Origin of the sequence: Pantoea sp. paga, assembly GCF_007558755.1 — a bacterium.
In the GTDB taxonomy this organism is placed as follows: Bacteria; Pseudomonadota; Gammaproteobacteria; order Enterobacterales; family Enterobacteriaceae; genus Pantoea; species Pantoea agglomerans.
Map to the genome: position 1 here is coordinate 838,631 of NZ_VLTF01000001.1, position 21,982 is coordinate 860,612.

At 60.2% G+C, this 21,982-nt stretch carries 18 protein-coding genes; 1 reads left to right on the forward strand and 17 read right to left on the reverse strand.

The genetic code is table 11. The annotated features are described in order from the left end of the window. Positions 1-57: 57 nt before the first annotated feature. From FOV68_RS03970 to FOV68_RS04045, 16 genes are all read right to left on the reverse strand, one after another. On the reverse strand, positions 58-2,016 hold the full coding sequence (locus FOV68_RS03970) for a hydantoinase B/oxoprolinase family protein (protein ID WP_122458193.1): 1,959 nt from the start codon (positions 2,014-2,016) through the stop codon (positions 58-60). 1 nt (position 2,017) lies between these two features. Continuing rightward, on the reverse strand, positions 2,018-4,063 hold the full coding sequence (locus FOV68_RS03975; RefSeq protein WP_031591092.1) for a hydantoinase/oxoprolinase family protein: 2,046 nt from the start codon (positions 4,061-4,063) through the stop codon (positions 2,018-2,020). Between the two features lie 18 nt (positions 4,064-4,081). Further along, positions 4,082-4,528: a GNAT family N-acetyltransferase gene (locus tag FOV68_RS03980; protein ID WP_010247848.1), complete on the reverse strand. Its 447-nt coding sequence runs from the start codon at positions 4,526-4,528 to the stop codon at positions 4,082-4,084. Positions 4,529-4,799: 271 nt separating this feature from the next. Continuing rightward, complete coding sequence (locus FOV68_RS03985) at positions 4,800-5,312, reverse strand: Lrp/AsnC family transcriptional regulator (protein WP_010247853.1); 513 nt, start codon at positions 5,310-5,312, stop codon at positions 4,800-4,802. 290 nt (positions 5,313-5,602) lie between these two features. Then, positions 5,603-6,919, reverse strand: a complete 1,317-nt coding sequence (gene gabT, locus FOV68_RS03990; protein WP_010670905.1) for a 4-aminobutyrate--2-oxoglutarate transaminase — start codon at positions 6,917-6,919, stop codon at positions 5,603-5,605. A 113-nt stretch (positions 6,920-7,032) separates the two neighbouring features. Then, on the reverse strand, positions 7,033-8,166 hold the full coding sequence (locus FOV68_RS03995; RefSeq protein ID WP_031591093.1) for a M20 aminoacylase family protein: 1,134 nt from the start codon (positions 8,164-8,166) through the stop codon (positions 7,033-7,035). Between the two features lies 1 nt (position 8,167). Beyond that, complete coding sequence (locus FOV68_RS04000) at positions 8,168-9,094, reverse strand: glyoxylate/hydroxypyruvate reductase A (protein WP_143990355.1); 927 nt, start codon at positions 9,092-9,094, stop codon at positions 8,168-8,170. Continuing rightward, positions 9,094-9,936, reverse strand: coding sequence for a GNAT family N-acetyltransferase (locus FOV68_RS04005; RefSeq protein WP_143990356.1), 843 nt, complete (start codon positions 9,934-9,936; stop codon positions 9,094-9,096). Before FOV68_RS04005 ends, FOV68_RS04000 begins: the two co-directional genes overlap by 1 nt. A gap of 11 nt (positions 9,937-9,947) precedes the next feature. Further along, positions 9,948-11,279, reverse strand: a complete 1,332-nt coding sequence (locus tag FOV68_RS04010) for an FAD-binding oxidoreductase (protein WP_010247869.1) — start codon at positions 11,277-11,279, stop codon at positions 9,948-9,950. Positions 11,280-11,413: 134 nt separating this feature from the next. Continuing rightward, positions 11,414-13,078, reverse strand: coding sequence for an ABC transporter ATP-binding protein (locus FOV68_RS04015; protein WP_010670910.1), 1,665 nt, complete (start codon positions 13,076-13,078; stop codon positions 11,414-11,416). Further along, on the reverse strand, positions 13,075-13,926 hold the full coding sequence (locus tag FOV68_RS04020) for an ABC transporter permease (protein ID WP_031591097.1): 852 nt from the start codon (positions 13,924-13,926) through the stop codon (positions 13,075-13,077). Before FOV68_RS04020 ends, FOV68_RS04015 begins: the two co-directional genes overlap by 4 nt. Beyond that, a complete protein-coding gene (locus tag FOV68_RS04025; protein ID WP_010247875.1) occupies positions 13,923-14,879 on the reverse strand; it encodes an ABC transporter permease in 957 nt (318 codons plus the stop codon). The genes FOV68_RS04020 and FOV68_RS04025 overlap by 4 nt, the downstream gene beginning before the upstream one ends. 27 nt (positions 14,880-14,906) lie before the next feature. Next, positions 14,907-16,514: an ABC transporter substrate-binding protein gene (locus tag FOV68_RS04030; RefSeq protein ID WP_033778880.1), complete on the reverse strand. Its 1,608-nt coding sequence runs from the start codon at positions 16,512-16,514 to the stop codon at positions 14,907-14,909. 82 nt (positions 16,515-16,596) lie between these two features. Continuing rightward, positions 16,597-17,874, reverse strand: a complete 1,278-nt coding sequence (locus FOV68_RS04035) for an FAD-binding oxidoreductase (protein WP_143990357.1) — start codon at positions 17,872-17,874, stop codon at positions 16,597-16,599. 10 nt (positions 17,875-17,884) lie between these two features. Continuing rightward, a complete protein-coding gene (locus FOV68_RS04040) occupies positions 17,885-18,553 on the reverse strand; it encodes a haloacid dehalogenase type II (RefSeq protein WP_031591248.1) in 669 nt (222 codons plus the stop codon). A 28-nt stretch (positions 18,554-18,581) separates the two neighbouring features. Further along, the gene (locus FOV68_RS04045; protein ID WP_031591249.1) at positions 18,582-20,051 is read right to left on the reverse strand and encodes an aldehyde dehydrogenase; all 1,470 of its coding nucleotides are present in this window, start codon (positions 20,049-20,051) and stop codon (positions 18,582-18,584) included. A gap of 198 nt (positions 20,052-20,249) precedes the next feature. Here FOV68_RS04045 and FOV68_RS04050 point away from each other — a divergent pair, with 198 nt between their 5' ends. Next, complete coding sequence (locus tag FOV68_RS04050) at positions 20,250-20,516, forward strand: hypothetical protein (protein WP_039389571.1); 267 nt, start codon at positions 20,250-20,252, stop codon at positions 20,514-20,516. Here the strand turns inward: FOV68_RS04050 and FOV68_RS04055 are convergent. Then, on the reverse strand, positions 20,498-21,955 hold the full coding sequence (locus FOV68_RS04055; protein WP_137227949.1) for an NAD-dependent succinate-semialdehyde dehydrogenase: 1,458 nt from the start codon (positions 21,953-21,955) through the stop codon (positions 20,498-20,500). The genes FOV68_RS04050 and FOV68_RS04055 overlap by 19 nt on opposite strands. Positions 21,956-21,982 lie beyond the last annotated feature (27 nt).

Below are 21,982 nucleotides of genomic sequence, written 5' to 3' on the forward strand. Positions count from 1 at the left end.
CGTTTCCCCTTGTAGTCCATGCAGACTTAAAGCGTAGTAGACGATGAGCAATCGCCGTTAATTGTTCGCCATTGCCGGGTATCGCTGACGCAAATCACTGAATATTTGTGCCATATCCGCCGTTTCGCCTATCTCTGCCACCGCCCGGAATACCTGGGTTTTCAGGAAGTGACGCCAGCTCACCGGCGCGCTTGCCAGAAAGGCGGTAAGTAACTGATAACGCTGTGGCGTCCAGAGCATTTCGAAGCGACTCCGTGCTTCGCCGTGCTCAAAATGGTGCGCAGCCTGCTGCGGCATCGTGGCGCGCAGGTGCTCCGTTGCTGCCCGATCCACGTGGTGATCAACCACTACCACGCCATACTGCGTCCTGGCTGCCGCGACGCTGAGATAACCGCAGCGCACATCCTGCATCACCGCATCGGCATCGCGCTGTGTCGGCAGGCCATAACCGCCCGCGCCGGGTCCGCGCACTTCGACCACGTCACCCGGCAGGCAGTGGATCACATCAGTGTTACCGTGATTGATGACCTCACCGTCGCGCCGGGTACGGAAGTAAGAGAGCGCCCCACTCTGGCCGCCGACGACACCCGCCGAGGCAAACACCGATCGGTTACGGTTGCGCGCGGTAATGGTGGTATTGGGCGAGAAAATCTCAAATGCCATTTCGGTGGCTAAACCGCCGCGATAGCGACCGGCTCCGGCGCTGTCCTGGGCCAGTCCGTAGCGATGAAAGCGGATTGGCACTTCCGCTTCGTTGATCTCAATCGGGGTGTTTTTCAGAAAGGCTGAAAGACCGCCGGAGCCGTCAGGCCCATCGTGACGCGGCGTGCCGCCCGCGCCGCCGCCCACCGGACCCAGCGAGGCGACCACACTGCGATTCTGCGTCTGGGTACGGATGTTCATGATTGAGTTGCCGCCCGGTGAATTCGCGGGCAAACGCTCCGGCATCGCCAGCGAGAAGACGCCGATAGTGGCAATCTGCGACAGTGCACAGGTCAGGGAGCGCATCCCCACCGCTGCGGGTGCTTCACAGTTCATGACCGTGCCAGGCGGCAGGATTGCCCGGGTGGGTCGCAGCGTACCGGCGTTAAGCAGCAGTGAACGGTCCAGCGTAGAGAGCACATAGGTAACACCCACCAGCGCCAGCGGATGTCGCTCACGTCCGCCAGTCGGCATGTTCAGCGACGAGGCCAGTTGCGGGTCGCTGCCGGTGTAGTCCAGCTCCAGCTGATCGCCCTGCACCCGCAGAGTAATGGCGATCCGGCAGGGATAACCGCCCTCGCCATCTTCATCGGCGTAGTCGGCATAGAAGTATTCCCCGTCGGGAATGGTTTTGATAATGCTGCGCGCCTGCGCTTCGGCGTAATCAAGTATGCCCTCAATGCCCTGCAAAAAATCGGCAATGCCAAAGCGGGCAATAATGTCGTGGATTTTACGCTCGCCGACGTTCACCGACGCCAGCTGGGCTTTGAAATCGCCCCAGTTCTGATCCGGCACCCGCACATTGAGCCGCATGATGCTGGCGACCTCTTCGTTGAGCTGACCCTGCCGCATGATCTTCAGCGGCGGGATGCGAATCCCCTCCTGCACGATATCGGTCAGCGAGCGCGACAGCGAGGCAGGCACCGCGCCGCCGACGTCGGTGTTATGAATGTGGCCCACAACGAAGCAGACAATTTCACCCTGGTGGAACACCGGTTTCCAGATGTGGATATCGGGCGAGTGGGTCGCCACGTTGCCGGCGTAGGCGTCGTTGGTAATGCAGATGTCGCCGTCAGCGTACTCTTCAATCAGCGCCAGCACCGGCGCATAGTCGATGCCGCTGTACCACGGCGCGCCGAAGCTGCGCGGCGAGGCAAACGCCAGGCCGCTGCGGCTGACAATCTGACAGGAGAAATCTTCCGTCTCTTTCACAAAGGTGGAGTGCGCCGTGCGCATCAGGGTAAAGGCCATCGCATCGGCAGCGGCGGCGCAGTAGTTCGCCAGGATCTGTAAGTTACGTCCATCAATCGCCATGTTATGCCTCGTTCGCCGTGATCAGCAGATTACCGAATGAATCGACCGTGACACCCATGCCGGGCGGCACGCAGGTGGTGCAGTCATCCTGGGCGATGATGACCGGGCCACTGAGCTGATGGCCGGCGCGCAGCGCCGAACGCAGCACTAAATCAACCTGATGCCAGCCGCCGTCGATCCACGCGCTGGTCTGTTTCAGTACCGGCACCGGTTCCGTGGCCGGAGCCAGGGGGTTAATTACCGGTTTCGGCGTCGGTGAGGCAATCACCAGCCGCAGGTTGATCAACTGCACCGGAGCCTGCGGGTCACAGTGACCAAACAGCTGCTGGTGCTGACGATCAAAGGCGTCATGCAGGGCAGTGAAATCCGCCTGCGCCAGCCAGTTCGCCTCCAGCGGCACATCGATCTCAAACGACTGCCCGCGATAGCGCATATCCGCGCTGAACTGCAGGCTGTAAGGCATGTCGCTGCCGTGCTCCTGTGCCAGCCAGCCACAGGCGCGCTGCTGTAATGCTTCGGCTTCACTGGCCAGGGTGTCGGCCAGGGCGGGCGTCAGATCGCCGTAGAGCGTGCGGATAAAGTCGTTACGAATGTCCGCCACCAGCCCGCCCAGTGCGGACAGCACGCCCGGCGTCGGCGGCACAATCACCCCTTTCATATTCAGTTCGCGGGCCAGAAAACAGCCCATCATCGGCCCGGCACCGCCAAAGGCCAGGAACCAGAATTCTCGCGGATCGAGACCAAAGCGCGACAGCAGGCCGCTGGTGTCGCTGTACATACTGGAGATCGCCAGCTGGATGGCGGTTTCCGCCGTTTCCTGCACCGTGACGCCAAGCGCATCGGCCAGCGGCTGCCAGGCCGCACAGGCGGCGTCCACATCCACAGTGACGGCGTTATAACCCAGCGCGCCATGGCCCATCATGCCGCAGGCGGCAAACGCATCGGTGGCGGTGGGCTGCGTGCCGCCGCGCCGGAAGCAGACCGGGCCAGGCAGCGATCCCGCACTGTCCGGGCCCATCTGCAGCACGCCCTGACCATCGATCCACGCCAGCGAGCCGCCGCCCTGACCCACCGAGGTGACGGCGACAGAAGGAATAAAGATCGGGAAATCCCCGATGATTTCACCATTGCCCTGCGCCACTTTGCCGTCGATGATCACCGCCACGTCGGCGCTGGTGCCACCGATATCCAGGCTGAGGATTTTGTCAAAACCGCAGGCGCTGGCGAGATAGCTGGCGCCAATCACTCCGGATGCGGTGCCGGACAGCACCATCTGCACGCATTCGCGTTTCGCCTGATCGACGCCCATTACCCCGCCGTTGGATTTGGTGATGCGCGGCGGCGGCTTGACGCCCAGCCGGTGCAGCGCCTGCTCAAAGGATTCCAGGTAGTGGATCACCATCGGCTGCACGTAGGCATTAATGGTGGCGGTAATGGTGCGTTCATATTCACGGATGATCGGCCAGATGTCAGCGGAACAGGAGGTCAGCAGCTCGGGTGCCACCTCGTCGATAATCGCCTTCACCGCCGCTTCATTGTGCCGGTTGCGATAGCTGTGCAGCAGCGACACCACAATGCCCTGACAGCCTGCGGCGCGTGCCTGAGCGATTGCGTCGAGCACACTCTGACGATCAGGCGGTTGCAGCACGTTGCCGTGCGCGTCGCTGCGTTCACGGATGGCAAACACCCGATCGCGGGTGATCAGCGGAGCAGGACGCCGGGAGAAAAGATCGTGGATATGCGGAATTTTAAGCCGGGCCAGCTCCAAAACATCGCAGAAGCCCTCCGTGGCGAACAGCGCCAGCCGCACGCCGCGTCGCTGGATCACCGCGTTAATACCTACCGTGGTGCCGTGGGTGAAGTAGCCAATCTCAGCGGGGTCAATACCCTGATGCTGCTGAAACTGCGCCAGCCCGGTAACGATTTCGCTGCCTGGCTGATCCGGTCGTGACAGGACTTTCAGGGTGTGAATCTGGTTCGTTTGCTGATCGAGCACGGCGAAATCGGTAAAGGATCCGCCAATATCCACGCCAACGCGGTATCGCATATCGGGGTAACTCCAGTGTCAGGAAGGGGGAAATTCCATCAGTGCCTCGGGATGCTGCACCACACGCCAGCCGAGCCGCTGATAGACCTGATGGGCATCCTGGGTTGAGAGCATCCAGCGATGCACCGTTTGCAGCTCCGGGTGTTCACGGACGCAGGTTGCCAGCCAACTGCCCAGCCCGTGACCGCGCCAGTTTTCATCAATCATTACGTCACACAGCCAGCCAAACCGGGTGTAGTCGGTGATGAGGCGGGCAAAACCAATCTGTCTCTGCTGGTGATAGAGGCCAAACGGCAGCGAACCGGCAATCGCCCGCACGGTTTTGGCCAGCGGCTGGCCTTTGGCCCAGTAGGACTTCTCCGCCAGCTGGATGTGGATCCACGCCAGGTCGAGCTGCTGGCGGCTGGTGGAGACAGTGAACGCCTCGCGCTGCCACTGCTGGTCAGCAATCTGTAATGAGTCCATGACAACTCCTTGTATCGGTTGAAAACAGTGTAAAAGGGTTTGCCCAACGGTTGAGGCTGTAGCGCGCTACAGAACCGGCTGTTGCGACTGAATTTTGCGTCATGAAGAAATTTTATGCTGAGGGGGCATCTTGCAGATTAACGGGAGAAGTGAAGCGGATGGGCGAACATAAGTGCGGCTGGTGTGAATCGCGAAAGAGCAGACAGATACAAGGCAGGTGACGGCCCTCTCTCCACCGGTAAACATGGCGAGGGCGACGCCTGACCGCCCGCTACACGCCGAACTCCACCGAATTGTGCTTGCCGATCAGCGATCGCAACGGCACGCTGCTTTTCATGATCGGGGATTTGATCACGATATAGCTGAAGTACTTATCGATGCCGATCTGAGCGTCGAGCATCTTCTCAATCACTTCCTGGTAATGTTCAATGCTGCGGGTAATAAAGCGCAGCAAATAGTCATAGCCGCCGGTAATCAGATGGCACTCCATCAGCTCATCGACGTCGCGCATCGCACTTTCAAATTTCATAAAGTCTTCGCGGCGATGGCCTGACAGGGTGACTTCGGTAAAGACGGTCACCGAATCGGTAATGCGGGTGAGATTAATGTGCGCTTCATAACCGGTGATAAAACCGGCCTGTTCCAGACGTTTGACCCGTTGCAGACAGGGACTGGGCGAAAGGCCTACGGCGTCGGCGAGGTTAACGTTGCTGATACGGCCATCTTTCTGGAGTTGCACCAGGATGTTGATGTCGATGCGGTCGAGTTTCATTAAGCCGTTCATAGCCCCCCCCTCATTGTCAGAGCCTGTCCCGCCAGGCGTCATTGTTGCAGGCAGTCTGGAGACGGACAGCGCGCAACAACCGGCGCGTACATGGCGTACGTGAGGATTGTAAGCACTGACCAGGTTCAGACTGACAAATGAAATAGCCTGATGGGATAGACGCTTAATTAAATGTGCAGAACCTCCCGAAGGTATATCACGCTTTACCGTAAACGCACCAGCGCTTCGCAGTGGTTATACCAGCGGGAGATTTTCAAATTACTTTAACAATATCAATGAGGAATCGCACTTTATCCCAACCGGCCTGTGGCGCGGGCCAGCGCAATATCGAAGATATGCAGCGCCTCTTCCAGCTGTGAGTCGGTAGTGACCAGCGGCGCCAGGAAACGGATAGTGTTGCGATGCAGGCCGCATTTAATCAGCAGCAATCCTTCCTGGCAGGCGCTGTCGAGGATCTTCTGGGTTAAGGCCGCATCCGGGCGACCGGTTTCGAAATCGAGGATCTCCACCGCCTGCATAAAACCCACGCCACGAACGTCACCGATGCAGGCATATTTATCCGCCAGCTGCCGCAGTCGTGCATTGAGTTGCTCGCCAAGCTGGCAGGAGCGCTGCAACAGGTTTTCCTGCTCAAACAGATCCAGCACCGCCAGCGCCGCAGCACAGGCCAGTGCGTTGCCGCCATAAGTACCGCCTAACCCGCCGGGTGTGGGTGCATCCATGATCTCTGCACGCCCCACCACGCCGGAAATCGGCAGACCGCCGCCAAGGCTTTTCGCCAGCGTGACTAAATCGGGTTTAATACCCAGTTGCTGGAAGGCGAACATCGTGCCGGTACGCCCGAAGCCGGACTGGATTTCATCGCAAATCAGCAGAATACCGTGCTGGCTGGTGATGCGACGCAGCGCCTGCATAAATGCCGGGCCAGCGGGCAGGAAGCCGCCGTCGCCCTGAACCGGCTCAATGATAATTGCCGCGACCCGCTCTGGCAGGATCTGCACCGCAAACAGCTGATCCAGCGCTTTCAGGCAGTCTGCTTCAGTAATACCGTGCAGCGGATTCGGGAAGGGAAGACGGTAAATATCGCCGGGGAACGGGCCAAAATTCTGTTTGTAAGGCGCGGACATGCCGGTCAGGGTGATACCCAGCAGGGTGCGGCCATGAAACGCACCATCAAAAGCGATGATGCCAGAGCGCTGGGTGTGTGAGCGGGCAATCTTCACCGCATTTTCCACCGCTTCCGCGCCGCTGGTAAAGAAGACGCTTTTGTACGCCTCATCGCCGCCCACCAGTTTGTTCAGCCGCTGCGCCAGCTCGATGTAGCCCGGATAGGCCACCACCTGAAAACAGGCGTGAGACACCAGACCGAGCTGGCGGGTCACCGCATTGACCACTGCCGGGTGATTGTGGCCGACATTCAGCACCCCGATGCCGCCGACAAAGTCGAGATAGCGATTGCCCTCCACGTCCCACACTTCACTGCCTCTGGCGCGTTCGATCACCAGCGGATGGGCGGTAACTACGCCGCGCGGCACATTCTGCTCGCGTGCATCCAGTAACAGGCTGTTATCGGAGTATGCTTGCTGCTCTGCCATGACATTCTGCATTTTAAACCCTCATCCACGTAACGTTCGGTTGGCTCAAGTATCGCAACCCGCTGGTTTGTCACGCTGCCGTAATTCCTCAGACAGCGGCATTTCCTGTCAAAATCCTGCGGCATTCAGCAGGGAAATTTCTCTGCCAGCGCCTGACGAATAAGCGTGACAAAAACGTTAACGCCATGCGGGATCAGCGCATCGTTGAAGTCGTAAGCGGCATGATGCAGCGGCTTGCAGGGTGCCGATCCCAGCCACAGATAGGCACCGGGCCGCGCCTGCAGCATAAAAGCGAAATCTTCTGAGGTAAGTGCGGGCTGGGGCGCGGCCTCAGCCGTAATGCCCGCCTGCGTCAGCGCCTGCAGGCAAAACTGCGCTTCAGCAGCGCTGTTCAGGGTCGCCGGGTAGTAGCGCAGATAGCTGACCTCTGCGTGCAGGCCGTGGGCGGCGGTGATGTGCTCCGCCATCTGACGCAGCCGCGCTTCAATCGTCGCCTGCGCTGCCGGGCTGAAAGTGCGCACCGTGCCGGTGATGTTCGCCTCCGCCGGGATCATGTTGTGCGAAAAGCCGCCCTGCATCCGGGTGACGGTGAGCAGCGCCGTTTCGCACGGATCCAGCGCGCGTGACACCAGGGTATTCAGCTGCACCACCAGTTCGCTGGTCGCCAGCAGAGTATCGCGCGTCAGATGTGGCTGTGCGGCATGACCACCTCCGCCCAGTACCCGGATATCAAAGCGGTCAGCCGCCGCCATGATCGCGCCAGGACGGGTCTGTACCTGGCCGAGCGGCAGTTCCGGCCAGTTGTGAATGGCGTAGACCGCCTCGCAGGGAAAGCGGCTGAACAGGCCATCGTCAATCATCGCCTTTGCACCCGCCAGCCCCTCTTCGGCGGGCTGGAAGATAAAGCAGACGCTGCCATCAAAGCTGACGTCGCGCGCCAGTTTTTCTGCGGCTCCCAGCAGCATCACGGTGTGACCGTCGTGGCCGCAGGCGTGGCTCACCTGCTCCGCGCGGCTTTGCCAGTCGGTGCCGCTCTGATCCTGCATCGGCAGCGCATCCATATCAGCCCGCAGGCCAATCATACGTTCACTGCTACCCTTTTTCAGTATCCCGACCACGCCGGTTTTACCGATGCCGCGATGCACCTCTATGCCAAGCTGTTGCAGAAAGTTCGCCACGATGTCGCTGGTGCGCTGCTCCTGAAAGCCCAGTTCCGGATGCGCATGCAGGTCGCGGCGCAGTGCCACCAGATGTTCCATTTTAATATCCTCGCGAACGGTCAATCTCACCGTGCAGCGGCTCGCCACGCTGATAGCGCCGCAGGTTTTCCAGCAGTGCCGCAATGGCACTCTCGTTCTGCGTCTGGCTGGCAATGTGGGGTGTGAGCCAGATGGCGGGATGGTGCCAGAAGGGATGGCCCGACGGTAACGGCTCCGGGTCGGTCACATCGATCACGGCGGCACGGAGCTGCCCGCTCTCCAGCGCCTGCAGCAGATCGTCCTGATTCAGCTGGGGGCCGCGCCCGGCCTGCACCAGCGCCGCGCCCTGTGGTAATTGATTAAACAGGGTGCGGTTAAGCAGACCCTGTGTGGTGTCAGTCAGCGGCAGCAGGCAGACCAGAATATCGCTGTGCGCCAGAAACGCCCCGAGCTGATCGTCACCGTGCCAGCAGCGGACGCCGGGAATCTGGCGCGGTGTGCGGCTCCAGCCGGCGCAGTCAAAGCCCAGCGCCACCAGCTGTTGCAGTGCGGCCTGGCCCAGTTCGCCCAGCCCCATTACGCCCACCCGACGCTGCGCGGCAGGTAATGCCGCGTGTGCCAGCCACTGCTGCTGGCGTTGCTGATGAAAATAGCGCGGCATGTCGCGATGCAGGCCGAGCACCGCGAAGGTGACATACTCCACCATGCCCTGGGTCAGGCCTGGTTCGATCATTCTTATCACCGGCAGCTCGGGCGGTAGCGCGCCAAGGTCAAACTGATCGGCCCCCGCACCAACGGAGAACAGCAGTTTCAGCCGGGGGAAAAGCGCAGTGATGTCAGCCGGTGGCTGCCAGGCAACCAGCGCCTCAGCCTGCTCTGGATCGCCGGTCTCAGGCCAGATATGCAGCTGAATGTCAGGCGCATGCGCTGCCAGCCAGCGCTGCCAGATGCGGCCACGTTCCGGCTCCGATTTATAGACGATATGCATCAGGCCATCGCCTGAGTCATCAGTCCAAACGCCTGCATACCCTGCGGCGTCCAGGGCGTGCCGCGCACCATAGTCGCAGGCGCATCGACCTGAGGGATGCCGAGGCTCTGTAGCCAGCCGGCCATCGGCAGCGCGGCATCGGTGTCGATGCGCAGAAATTCCCCCTGCAGCGACTGCATCAGCGAGGCGACCAGCGCCTTCGCTACCGCGAAGTCTCCGGCGATGATCGGGCCAATCGCCCAGCCGTGACCAAAGCGGCGCAGGCTGGCGAAGCCCTGAATTTGCTGTTGGTCATCCTGCAACAGCACCGTCTGGCAGTCGCGCAGCAGGTGGTCGAACAGTGCCGGACGATGCATACCGTGCGCCTGCTGATCCAGCGTCACCAGTGTGGCGTGGTCGGCCAGTGTTGCCGGACGCAGCTGCAGCCCAGCCGGGATCACGGGTTCTGGCAGCGTGGTCACGGCGCGGGTCTGGTGCTGTCGAATCTCACCGCAACTGACAAACCCGAGCTTCTCATACAAACCTTTGCCCATTTCGGTGGCGTGCAGACGCACGTTACAATCAGGCAATTTTTCCAGTTGCGCCAGCATCAGCTGTTTGCCCAGGCCGCGCCCCTGCTGCTGGTTATCGACAATGATCAGTCCCAGCGTGGCGGCACTGTCGCCCCAGCGCCAGAGCACGGCGCTGCCAATCAGCTTGCCCTGCTCTTCAATCACTGTGCCCTCGCCCAGCTGCAGCGCCAGCGCCCAGTCTTCGCGTCGGTGGGGCCATTTCAGTGCCTGAGTTAAGGTGAAACAGTGGTCGAGATCGTCCGGCGTCATTGCGCGTATTTTCAGGCTCATTGCAGGTCTCCTTACATCATGCCTGGCGTTTCAAGTCCGCTGCCGTCAACCAGACGGCTGTAGCGATAAGGGGTGGGATCAACAACTGGCGTGGCTTCGGTCGCCAGATCGGCAGCCAGTCGTCCGGCACCCGGTCCGATACCAAAGCCGTGGGCGCTGTAGCCCGCCGAGAGCACCAGCCCCGGCAGTTTCGCCACGGTGGAGATCACCGGAATCGCGTCCGGGGTGCTGTCAATCATGCCGCCCCACGACTGCGCCAGCCGCAGGTTCGCCAGCGCCGGATATTCACGCCGCATCGCCGCCAGTCCCTCTTCTACGATCGTTGCATCGGCTGCCGGATCGAGAATGCGCATGCGCTCAAACGGCGACTCGCGGTCAAATGCCCAGCCACCCATCGCTTCCGGGCCATTGAAGAACGGCGACAGGCCAAGATTCAGGGTGAGATTCTTGCGGCGACTTTTAAAGGTCGGATAGAACTGGCGGGCATAGCGCAGCCCCTGCGCCCCCGGCTCCAGCCGACCGCGACCCGAGACGGATACGGTGTAGCTGCCGTCCATCTGTGGCCGACAGGCAAAGCCTGGCGTGTAAAGCGGCATGGCGATCGCCTGCTCAATGGGCTGCGTGCGGAAGGCGGTGCCAATCACGTTGCCCAGCGGCAGATCAATACCGTGACGACGGCAGAACATGGAGGTCCAGGCCCCGGCGGCACAGATTACCCGGCTGGTTTTGATCAGGCCACGCTCGGTCCAGACGCCGCTGACCCGTCCGGCGGCGATATCCAGCCCGCGCACCGCGCACTGCTGAAACAGCAGCGCCCCTTTTTTCAGCGCGCCCGCCACCAGCCCGGGCGCAGCCAGACGAGGTTCGGCGTGACCGTCGGTAGGTGCTGAGAGACCGCCCCGCCAGCTTGTGGTGCTGCCGGGCGTCATCGCTTTGGCCTGCTCCGCTGTGAGAATCGAACTGCGCACGCCATAGCCTTTTGCCATCTGGATCCACTTATCCCAGGCCGCGATGTCCGACTCTTCCTGCGTGGCGTAGACCAGGCCGCTGCGGCGGAAACCCAGCTCTTCGCCGGTTTCATCGTTAAGCTCACCCCAGCGTTGCAGCGCATAAATAATCAGCGGCAATTCACGTTCATCGCGGTTCTGCTGGCGACACCAGCCCCAGTTACGGCTCGACTGCTCCGCTCCTACCAGGCCTTTTTCGATTAGCACGACCTTCAGTCCCTGCTTCGCCAGCTCCCAGGTGGCGGCGGCTCCGGCGATACCGGCGCCAATCACCACTACATCGGCGGAATCGGGAAAATTCGCACTGTCCTGTACATAACGAATCGGTGCAGGCATAACAAGACTACCTCTGTTGTCAGTATCTGATCAGCGCAGAGCGATATCACCGCTGTGTGCTGACCCGTGCCGCCCGCGCATTACATTAGTGCTGTGCAGGCGGGTTAATCAGGGTGCCAGTTGCTTCAGACAACTCACTCTGCTTTTAAAATCTCTTCATGCTCATCCAGCCAGCCCTGACGCAGCTCCGGCACCGCGCGTTTCAGCCGCTCGAAATACAACTCACTGGTCGGCTTGTCGTAGTCGCTGCGCGCCAGCTGGGTGACGATACGACCGCTCTTCATCACCACGATTTCATCACACACCGCGCGTACCGCATGCATGTCATGGCTGATGAAGATCACCGAGAGTCCCAGTTCGCGGCGCAGTTCGCTGATTAAGTCGAGGACTGCGGCGGCAACCACCGTATCCAGCGCCGAGGTCACTTCATCACACAGAATCAGATCCGGCTCAGCCGCCAGCGCGCGCGCCAGATTGACGCGTTGCTTCTGCCCGCCGGAGAGCGCCCAGGGACGCCGCCACAGCACGCTGCGCGGAAGCTGCACCAGATCCAGCAGCTGATAAAGCCGCTGCTGTCGGGCCGCACCGCTCAGACCGTGAAACAGCGTCAGCGGACGCGACAGTATGCGTTCAACGCTGTGGGCCGGGTTCAGCGCGGTGTCTGCCATCTGGAACACATACTGAATGCGGCGCAGCTCATTGTCAGGCCGTTTTTGCATATCGCCCGAGATGTAGTGGCCGTTAAACAGAATATGGCCGTGGCTTGGAGCGTTGAGTCCGGCAATGGCGTGCGCCAGAGTGGTTTTACCTGAGCCTGACTCACCGATAATGCCAATCGCCTGCCCTTTCCACAGCCTGAGATTGATATCCTCCAGAATGCGTATTTTCGGATAGCCGTCGCTGCCGCGCGGGCCATAACCTGCGCTGAGGTCGCGCACCTCTAGCAGCGGCTGAATATCGGCGGCAACCGGGCACCAGTTGCTGGGCCGCTCTTTCTGCCGCGCCGCCTCCATCAGTAAACGGGTGTACTCCGCCTGCGGTGCGCCGATCAGATGCGCGGTGCTGCCATACTCCGCCATCCTGCCGCGCAGCAGCACCAGTATCCGGTCTGCCATCTGCGCCACCACGGCTAAATCGTGACTGACATAGATGGCGGTGACGCCGCGCTGCACCACCACGCGGCGAAATGCCTTCAGCACTTCCACCTGCGTGGTCACATCCAGCGCGGTAGTTGGTTCATCAAGGATGACCACGTCAGGATCGCCAATCAGCGCCATCGCCGTCATCAGACGCTGCAACTGACCGCCCGACACCTGGTGCGGGAAGCGGTCGCCAATGGTCTCGGGGTTGGGCAGCGCCAGTTCGCGGAACAGCTCAATCGCTTTGGCTTTTGCCGCTTTGCGGGTCAGGGTGCCGTGGATAACCACCGGCTCAATCACCTGGTCGAGGATCTTCATGCCCGGATTAAACGACGCTGCCGCGCTCTGGGCGATATAGGCGACTTTGTTGCCGCGAAAGGCGCGCAGCTGCCCCGGCGTCAGGCTGTTAACGTCGGTGCCGGCAACGTGAATGTTGCCGTCGGCGATGCGGCAGCCGCTGCGGGCGTAACCCATCAGCGCCATCGCGATAGTGGTTTTACCTGAGCCGGATTCGCCAATCAGCGCCAGCACCTCGCCCTTCTGCACGGTAAAGTGAATGTCGGAAACCAGGTCGATCTCTTCGCCGCGATCGGTCTGCGCAGTGACGCGCAGTTTATCCACCGAAATCACCGGCATGGCGGTATGTGGTGTCACGTTCATGCTCCCTCCTTCGCCAGCGTCATCGGACGCATCGCCTGCAGGCTGTCAATAAACAGGTTGGCGCCAATTGTCAGGCTGGCAATCGCCAGCGCGGGCATCAGCACCGCAGGCGAGCCGTCAAACAGCCCCTGCATATTTTCACGCACCAGCGTGCCCCAGTCGGCGTAGGGCGGCTGAACACCCAGACCGAGGAAGCTCAGGCCGCTCAGCAGCAGAACGATGTAGACAAAGCGCAGACCAAAGTCAGTCAGCATCGGGTGCACCATGTTGGGCAGGATATCGTGAATGGCGATATACCAGCGGCTTTCGCCCCGCAGCCGTGACGCCCGGACGTAGTCCATGCTGCGCAGCGAGCTGGCCATGGCAAACGCGATACGGAATGCGCCCGGCCAGTAGGTGAAGACCGCCGTGAGGATCAGCATTGGCAGTGAGGAGCCAAATACCGCGACTATCATCAGGGACAGCACTTTACCCGGCAGTACCAGCAGCGCGTCGTTGACGCGGCCCAGTAACTCCTCCAGCCAGCGCCCCGCCACCGCTGCCAGCAGCGCCAGCAGCGTGCCGATCAGGCTGGCCAGCAGCGCCGCACTCAGCGCCAGACCGATAGAGAACTTCGCGCCGTAGAGAATGCGGCTCAGCATGTCGCGCCCAAGGTAGTCGGTGCCCAGCAGGTTATCAGACGTCAGGCCGCCCATCAGCGGACCGCCGCCGATGTCATCAATGCTGTGCGGGGCCAGCGGGGTGCCGAATACCGCCATCAGCAGCCAGAACAGCGACATTATCAGACCCAGCCGTCCTGACCAGGAGAGCGACTGTAAGAAACGCCAGGGCAACGAGAGAATATTCATGCGCTTCTCCATTTCGGGTTAAAGGCGATAGTCAGAATGTCTGCCGCCAGCAGCAGGACCAGGTAGCAGGCGGCGAACAGCATCACGCAGAGCTGCACCACCGGCAGGTCGCGGTTACTGACCGCATCCACCAGCTGGCTGGCCAGACCGGGATAGCTGAAGATAGTTTCGATGATGATCACCCCGCCAAACAGATAGGAGAGGCTGAGTGAAATGGCATTGGCGATGGGGCCGACCGCGTTAGGCAGTGCGTGACGCAGTACCGCTCTCAGCGGTGAAACCCCTTTCAGCAGCGCCATCTCCAGATAAGGGCTGTCGAGCTGGTTGATAATGGCTGCCCGCGTCATACGCGCCATCTGCGCCACCAGCACGCAGCAGAGGGTCAGCACCGGCAGCGCGTAGGCTTTGAGGTAACTCAGCAGGTCGCTATCCGGGCTGCCGAACGACATCGCTGACACCCAGTGCAGCTTGACGGCAAAAATCAGCACCGCCACCGTCGCCACCAGAAACTCCGGCACGGCAACCGTCGCCATGGTGCCGATGACCAGCGCCCGATCGAGTCGGGAACCGCGATTCATCGCCGCAATAATGCCGATAATCAGCGCCAGCGGCACGCAGATCAGCGTGGTGATACCCGCCAGTTCAAAGGTGGCGGGAATGCGCTGCGCCACCAGCTGCGAGACCGGCAAATGGCTGGCAAACGAGGTGCCAAAGTCGCCCTGCACCATGCCTGTCAGCCAGTGGAAGTAGCGCATCAGCAAAGGCTGATCGAGACCCAGTTGCTGCCGTAACGCCGCCACCGTTTCCGGCGTGGCGTTCTGGCCGAGGATCATCTGCGCTGCGTCGCCCGGCAGCAGGCTGGTGATGAAAAACACCACCGCCGAGACGATAAGCAAAGTCAGGATGCCGGCGCCAATTCGCCGGGCAATCAGGAACAGCATGTATCGGTTCATCGGCGCACTCCTTCCTCAAATAACGTATCAGGCACTCAGCCACGCAAACTCATGGAAGCGATAGCCCATCATCATGCCTGACGGCCAGGCCTCCACCCCTTTGACCTTTTTGTTGTAGCCATCTGTGGAGCTGATAAAGGTCGGGATAAGGGTGCCGCAGTGGTCATAAATCAACTTCTGCATGTCACCATACATCTGCTTGCGTTTCGCCTGATCGCGCTCACCGCGTGCCGCGACCACCAGCTGATCAAACTGAGGATTTTTCCAGCCCGATTCGTTATTCGGTGCGGTAGAGAGATAAAACTGTGAGAAGAGCATGTCGAGCGTCGGACGCGGGTTTATCGAGCCATATCCCACCGGATCTTTCATCCAGTGCGAAGACCAGTAACCGTCATACGGCACACGTCGCACTTTGATGTTCAGCCCTGCCCCGCGCGCCATCTGCTGAATCATCTGACCGCCTTCATTTGCCCCTTCGATATTCGGCGTGGTGATAATCTCCACCGTGGAGCCGGCCATGCCCGCTTTTTTGATGTGGAACTTCGCTTTTTCAATGTCCAGCGCACGCGGTTTGAGATCGGCGTTATAGAGCGGATGCCACGGCGGCACCGGGGTGTCATTACTGACGTCGCCGTAACCCTGCAGCACCGTTTTCACCAGCATTTCACGTGGCTGCAGATATTTCATCGCCAGCACGAAATCTTCGTTGTTACCCGGCTTCACATCGGTGCGGATAATCAGGTTGGTGTACATGCCCGATTTACTCTCAAGCACGCCAAATTCGCTGCTGGCTTTGATGCGCTTGCAGTCGGCAGCGGTCAGCGTGGAGACCATCTGCAGATCGCCCGACATCAGGGCATTAACGCGCGCTGCGCCGTCGGTGACGCCAATCAGCTCTACCTCATCCAGATGCGGCAGACCAGGCTTGTAGTAGTTGGGATTTTTGGTGCCGATGGTGCGCACACCCGGCATAAAGGCTTTGCAGACAAACGGACCGGTGCCGATGCCTTTGCTGAAATCTTTGGTGCCGTCCGGCACGATCAGAAACGGCGGTGTCGCCAGCATATAAGGGACGTCGAAGTTAGCGCTGCTCAGCTCCAGCTGCACCTCATTATCATTGACCGCGCTGAAGGTTTTGAACTGATCGGCCAGCTTAAAGGCGATAGAGGCGATGGCCGGATCTTTGTGACGGCTGAGCGAGTAGATGACATCTTTGGCAGTCAGCGGTTTGCCATCATGGAAAGTGACCCCCTTACGCAGTTTGATATGCCAGGTAATGCCGTCGCTGGATTCCAGCGATTCGGCCAGCGCTGGCTGCGCCATCAGGTTTTTATCCAGCTCGGTCAGGCCGCTGTAGAACATAAACTGGCGGGTGTAATCCGCACTGTTGTTACTTTTGGCCGGATCAAGTGTATCGGTGGCCGAGGCATTCGACATCGCCGCCCGCAGTTTACCGCCCCTGACCGGCTTGTCGTCCGCCAGTGCCGCCCCTGAAAAAGTGATCAGGCCGCTGCTCATCACCGCACCGGCTGAGAGCATTTTCATCAGGCTGCGACGTGAAAGTGAGCCTTCGGTGATCATGCGCGTCAGTGCCGGATTTACCGCATCAGCGTCGTTATTATCAAATTTACTCATCTCTGTACCCTCAATAGTCAGGCGAACCGGGGATCATGTTCTGGCGGTGCTGATAACCTGGCGGTCAGCACCCGACGGGACGTTATGAAAGGCGATCCTTTGCTTTGTAATAGAGTCCTGCGAGCGGTAAAAACCATGGCTTGCCGTGATAACCGGGCAGCGCAGGCCATGTGTCGCGCTGCCAGGGATTTTCAGTGCGCTTTTCCGCCAGCAGACTGGCCATGACGCGTCCCATCCACACAGACATCTGGGTGCCGTGACCGCTGTAGCCCAGCGAATAGAAGAGGCCATCCTGTTCACCCGCGTGCGGCAGACGGTCGGCGGTCATGTCGACCATACCGCCCCAGCAGTAATCCACCTGCGACTGGCCAAGCTGTGGCAGCATCTGCGTCATCGCCCGGCGCAGGATTTCGCCGCTACGCGAATCCGACGTCGGGTTGCTGACGGCAAACCGCGCCCGCCCGCCAAACACCAAACGGCGATCGGCCGTAGTACGGAAGTAGTTGCCGATATTCAGTGAGGTGACATAGGTGCGATCGTTTGGCAGCACCTGGCGCAGCAGCGCCGGGTCGAGCGCCTCAGTCACCACGATAAAGCTGCCGACCGGCACAATGCGGCGCTGAAACCAGGGAAAAGGGCCGACGTTGGAGCAGCCGGTCGCCATCAGCACTTTGTCCGCCAGAATAGTGCCCTGCGCGGTCTCTACCCGATGCTGATAACCCTTCAGGCGTTCTAACTTCGTCACGGCGTGGTGCGGGAAAATCTTCGCGCCGCTGCGGGCGGCGGCCTCAGCCAGCCCGACGCCGAACTTGCCCATGTGCATCTGACCGCCTCGCTTCTGCAGCAGGCCGCCGTGGAAGTCATCGCTGGCGATCTCGTTGCGTACCGCCGTTTTGTCGAGCAGTTCGATCTCCGGGTCAACGGTGCGGCGCATCAGTTCATACGCTTCCTGCAGCCCGGCCACATGCGACGCTTTGCTGGCGAGCTTGAGTTTGCCGCACAGCCGGAAATCGCAGTCGATCGCTTCATCCTGGATCAGTTGCTGGACATAGCTCACCGCCTCATCAAATGCCCGGTAGAAGCGGCTGGCCTGCTCCAGACCCTGGCTCGCCACCAGCGAGGCGAAGTTCTGCGCCACACCGGTGTTGCAGTGACCGCCGTTGCGCGCCGAGGCCTGGCTCATCACATCGCCACTCTCCAGCAGCACCACGCTGATGCCGCTGCGCGCCAGGTTCAGGGCCGCCGAGATGCCGGTGAAGCCACCGCCAATCACCACCACGTCCGCCTGTGCCGGCAGCGGTTCACATGCGGCACCGGTAAAGGCCGGAGCGGTAGCCTGCCAGAACGATTCCAGTTTCATGGGGTGTTCCTCAGAGTCCGACGACGCCAGGCAGGCCGCCAATATCGTTGATTTCGGTGTACTGGTAGTACGGATTTGCCGGTTCATGACCGCGATTGACCCAGACTTTGTTTTTGATGCCGAGATCGTGGGCAGTCATCAGGTCATAGCGGAAGCTGGAGGAGACGTGCAGGATCTCCTCCGGGCCGCAGCCGAGCTTATCCAGCATGTACTCGAAGCCCTTCATCTGTGGTTTGTAGGCTCCCGTCTCTTCTGCCGTGATAGCCATATAGATTGGTGCGCCCAGACGCGGTTCGTGATGCGGGATCAGGTCTTTCATCGAGTTGGTCAGCAGCACCAGCGGAAACTCCTTAGCAACCTTTGCCAGCCCGGCGGGCACGTCGGGATGCGGACCCCAGCTGGCGCAGTCGGTGTAGATAAAGTCGCTGTCGGCTTTGTCCCAGCGGACGCCCCACTTTTTGCAGGTGCGCTGCAGGGCATTACTCACCACGTCGTAATAGGGTTTCCACGCGCCGAGCACCTCATCCAGCCGGTAGCTGGAAAAGTCGGTGGTAAAGGCGAGCATTGCGTCAGGGTCGACGCGGTCGCTGAAACAGCGCTGCGCGGCACCCGCCATATCGAAGCGAATCAGCGTGCCGTAACAGTCAAACGTGATGAATTTCGGTTTAAACAGTGCCATGTAACACCCTCGTCATTGTCAGTTGCGCTTAGAAATCGATAAGTACACTCTTCTGGCGCTGGCAGGCCTGAAACGCCTGGCGGCCTAAATCTTTACCAATGCCGGAGCCAAGAAAGCCGCCGGTCGGAATGATGAAGTCGCCGGAGCGGCCATAGCGGTTGATCCAGACGGTGCCCGCGTCAATGGCGCGCATTGCCCTCAGCGCGCGCGGCAGACTCAGTGTGTGAACACCGGCGCAGAGGCCATAGGTGTCATGGGCGGCCATCGCCAGTCCCTGCTCTTCATCATCAAACGTCTGCACCGTCAGCACCGGACCAAAAATCTCCTGCTGGACCGCCGGGTTATCCTGCGCCACGTGACTCAGCAGCGTGGGCTGCCAGAACCAGCCGTCGTCGGTGTCGGCAAAACGCTCACCGCCCACCAGCACTTCTGCGCCCTGCGCTTTTGCCGCTTCAATAACCGAGCAGACTTTGTTGCCCTGTCGTTCGTCGATCAGCGGTGCGTAGCGGCTGTCCTCCTGCCAGGTGACGCCCGGTTTAACCTCCCGGCAGAGTTGAGCCAGCCGCTCAACCAGCGGATCGGCAATGTTGCGCTGCACAATAAGACGGGTGCCCGCCACGCAGGCCTGACCGCCGTTGGCGGTGAAGCCGCGCAGAATACGCTGGGCCAGCACCTCAAGGTCACCCGCGTCATCAAACACCAGTTGTGGACTTTTGCCGCCCAGTTCCAGCGTCACCGGTTTCATGCCGTGCTGGGCGGCATCGCTCATGATGCGTTGACCGGTCAGCGTCGAGCCGGTAAACGAGACTTTGCGCACCAGCGGATGTTTTACCAGCGCGCTGCCGGTCACCGCGCCACTGCCCTGGACAATGTTCAGCACGCCGGCCGGTAAGCCTGCCTGAATGGCCAGTTCGGCCATGCGCACGGTTGAAAACGGGGTCAGTTCAGAGGGTTTAAGCACCACCGCATTACCCGCCGCCAGCGCCGGTCCGCATTTCCACGACGCCATCGACAATGGGAAATTCCACGGGGTAATCGCGGCGATAACGCCATAAGGTTCGGCAATCAGCATACCGAGGCTGCTGTCGCGGGTAGGAAAGAGATCCCCGCTGTATTTATCAGCGCATTCGGCATAGAAGCGAATCGCTTCGGCGGTAAAAGGAATTTCGTGCAACACCACGTCATTGATCGGCCGGGTCGAGCCCAGCGCTTCCAGCTGTGCCAGCAGCGCGTCCTGCTCAATCAGATCGGCCCAGCGGCGCAGTACCCGTCCGCGTTCGCGCGGCGGACAACCGGACCAGCCGCTGCTTTTCAGCGCCTGATGCGCCACGGTCACGGCACGATCGACATCCTGCGGCGTGGCGTCCTGCAGCGTGGCATAGACCCTGCCATCCGAGGGACGTTTAACCTCAAAGGATGCGCCCTGGCTCTGGCAGTGCTGGCCGCCAATATAATGGCCAGCTGGAAGAGAAACTTTTTCCGGGTCGAAACTTAACATGGAAGAATTCCTTATTTGTTACACCCATCAGTTGCTGGTTTATTAGCATTTAAAACTGCCGGTTTCTGCGCTGTTAATAAGCTAATGCAGAAAGTATGCCAGCCGGGCAAAAAATAAAAATGCGTTTAAAACAGCGCAAAAAAATTTTCTGCCGTATTGCCGGGGGATTTTTTGCGGAATTGCCGAACAATTAAACAGATGATTTACTTCACAAAATTTATGCGCCCTGCTGGTGCAACCTGCACGGAAATTGCACCAAAGCGGATATTGCTGATAAGGCTGCTCATTCCGGTACGCATGACCCGCCGATTTAACGACCCGCTTCACATCCCTGATAAATTTTTTAATTTTTCAGAACAATTATTTGACGCCGGTAAGTTTTTACTGAGCCTCAGGCAAAAAAAAGGCCAGCCGGATTACCCGGCTGGCCTTTTTTCAATTTTTAGTTACAGACTGCCAATGTGAAATGTTTTTTGTTCCAGATATTCATCAATTCCGTAGCGGGATCCTTCCCGGCCAATACCGGAGAGTTTCACGCCGCCAAACGGCGCGACCTCCAGGGAAATGGCGCCGGTGTTAAAGCCGACCATGCCAAACTCCAGTGCCTCCGCTACCCGCCATGCGCGCCGGATGTTCTCGGTAAAGAAATAGGCACCCAGGCCGTAAGGCGTGTCATTCGCCATCGCGATCGCCTCCTCTTCATCATCAAAGATAAACAGCGGCGCGACCGGACCAAACGTCTCTTCATGGGCGATGCGCATGGCGGCGGTGACCTCACCGAGCACCGTCGGCTGCACAAAAGTGCCGTTGCCCTGGCTGATGCCGCCGGTCAGCAGCGTTGCACCCTGACTGAGCGCATCATCGATATGACCGTTCACTTTCTCCACCGCGCGGCTGTTGATCAAAGGGCCAATAGTGCTGTCGGGCGCAAAACCATCCCCCACTTTCAGGGTGGCGACCGCCTCCAGCAACCGGGCGGTGAAACGCGGATAGATACTTCGCTGCACCAGGATGCGGTTAGCGCAGACGCAGGTCTGCCCGGCGTTGCGGAACTTGCTGAGCATGACCCCCGCGACGGCAATCTCAATATCCGCATCATCAAACACGATCAGCGGCGCGTTGCCACCCAACTCCAGACTCAGGCGCTTGATGCTGTCGGCGCTCTGTTGCATCAGCAACTGTCCGATGCGGGTTGAACCGGTAAAGGAGATTTTACGTACCGTGCGGCTTTCGGTCAGCGCCGCGCCAATCTCCGTGGGCAGGCCGGTCAGCACCTGCAACACGCCGGACGGGAAGCCGGCGCGCTCTGCCAGCACCGCCAGTGCCAGCGCCGACAGCGGCGTCAACTCAGAAGGTTTAACAATAATCGGGCATCCGGCGGCCAGAGCGGGCGCCACCTTGCGGGTGATCATCGCAATCGGGAAGTTCCACGGCGTGATTGCGGCGGCAACGCCTACCGGCTGTTTCAGCACCAGGATGCGCCGGTCCTCGCTGGGCGCGGGAATGGTGTCGCCATAGATGCGGCGTGCCTCTTCCGCGAACCATTTCACAAAGCTGGCTCCATAGAGTACTTCGCCTCTGGCTTCCGCCAGCGGTTTGCCCTGCTCGGCGGTCATGATAATCGCCAGGTCGTCTGCGTGTTCAATAATCAGTTGATGCCACTTTTCCAGCAGCGCGGCGCGGCTGGCATTGGTGGTTTTGCCCCAGCTGATGCGCACCGTTTCCGCATAAGCTATCGCCTGCTCGGTTTCTGCCCGACCCAGTGCCGGAATGGTCGCCAGGGTTTCGCCCGTGGCGGGATCGGTAACCGGCAGCGTGGCGCCCTGATGCGCATCCTGCCAGCGTCCATTAAACAGCGCCTGCTGGCGCAGCAGATCGCTATCGTTAAGTTGTAGTCGCGACATATCATCCCCTTGTGGTCAGCTGATTCC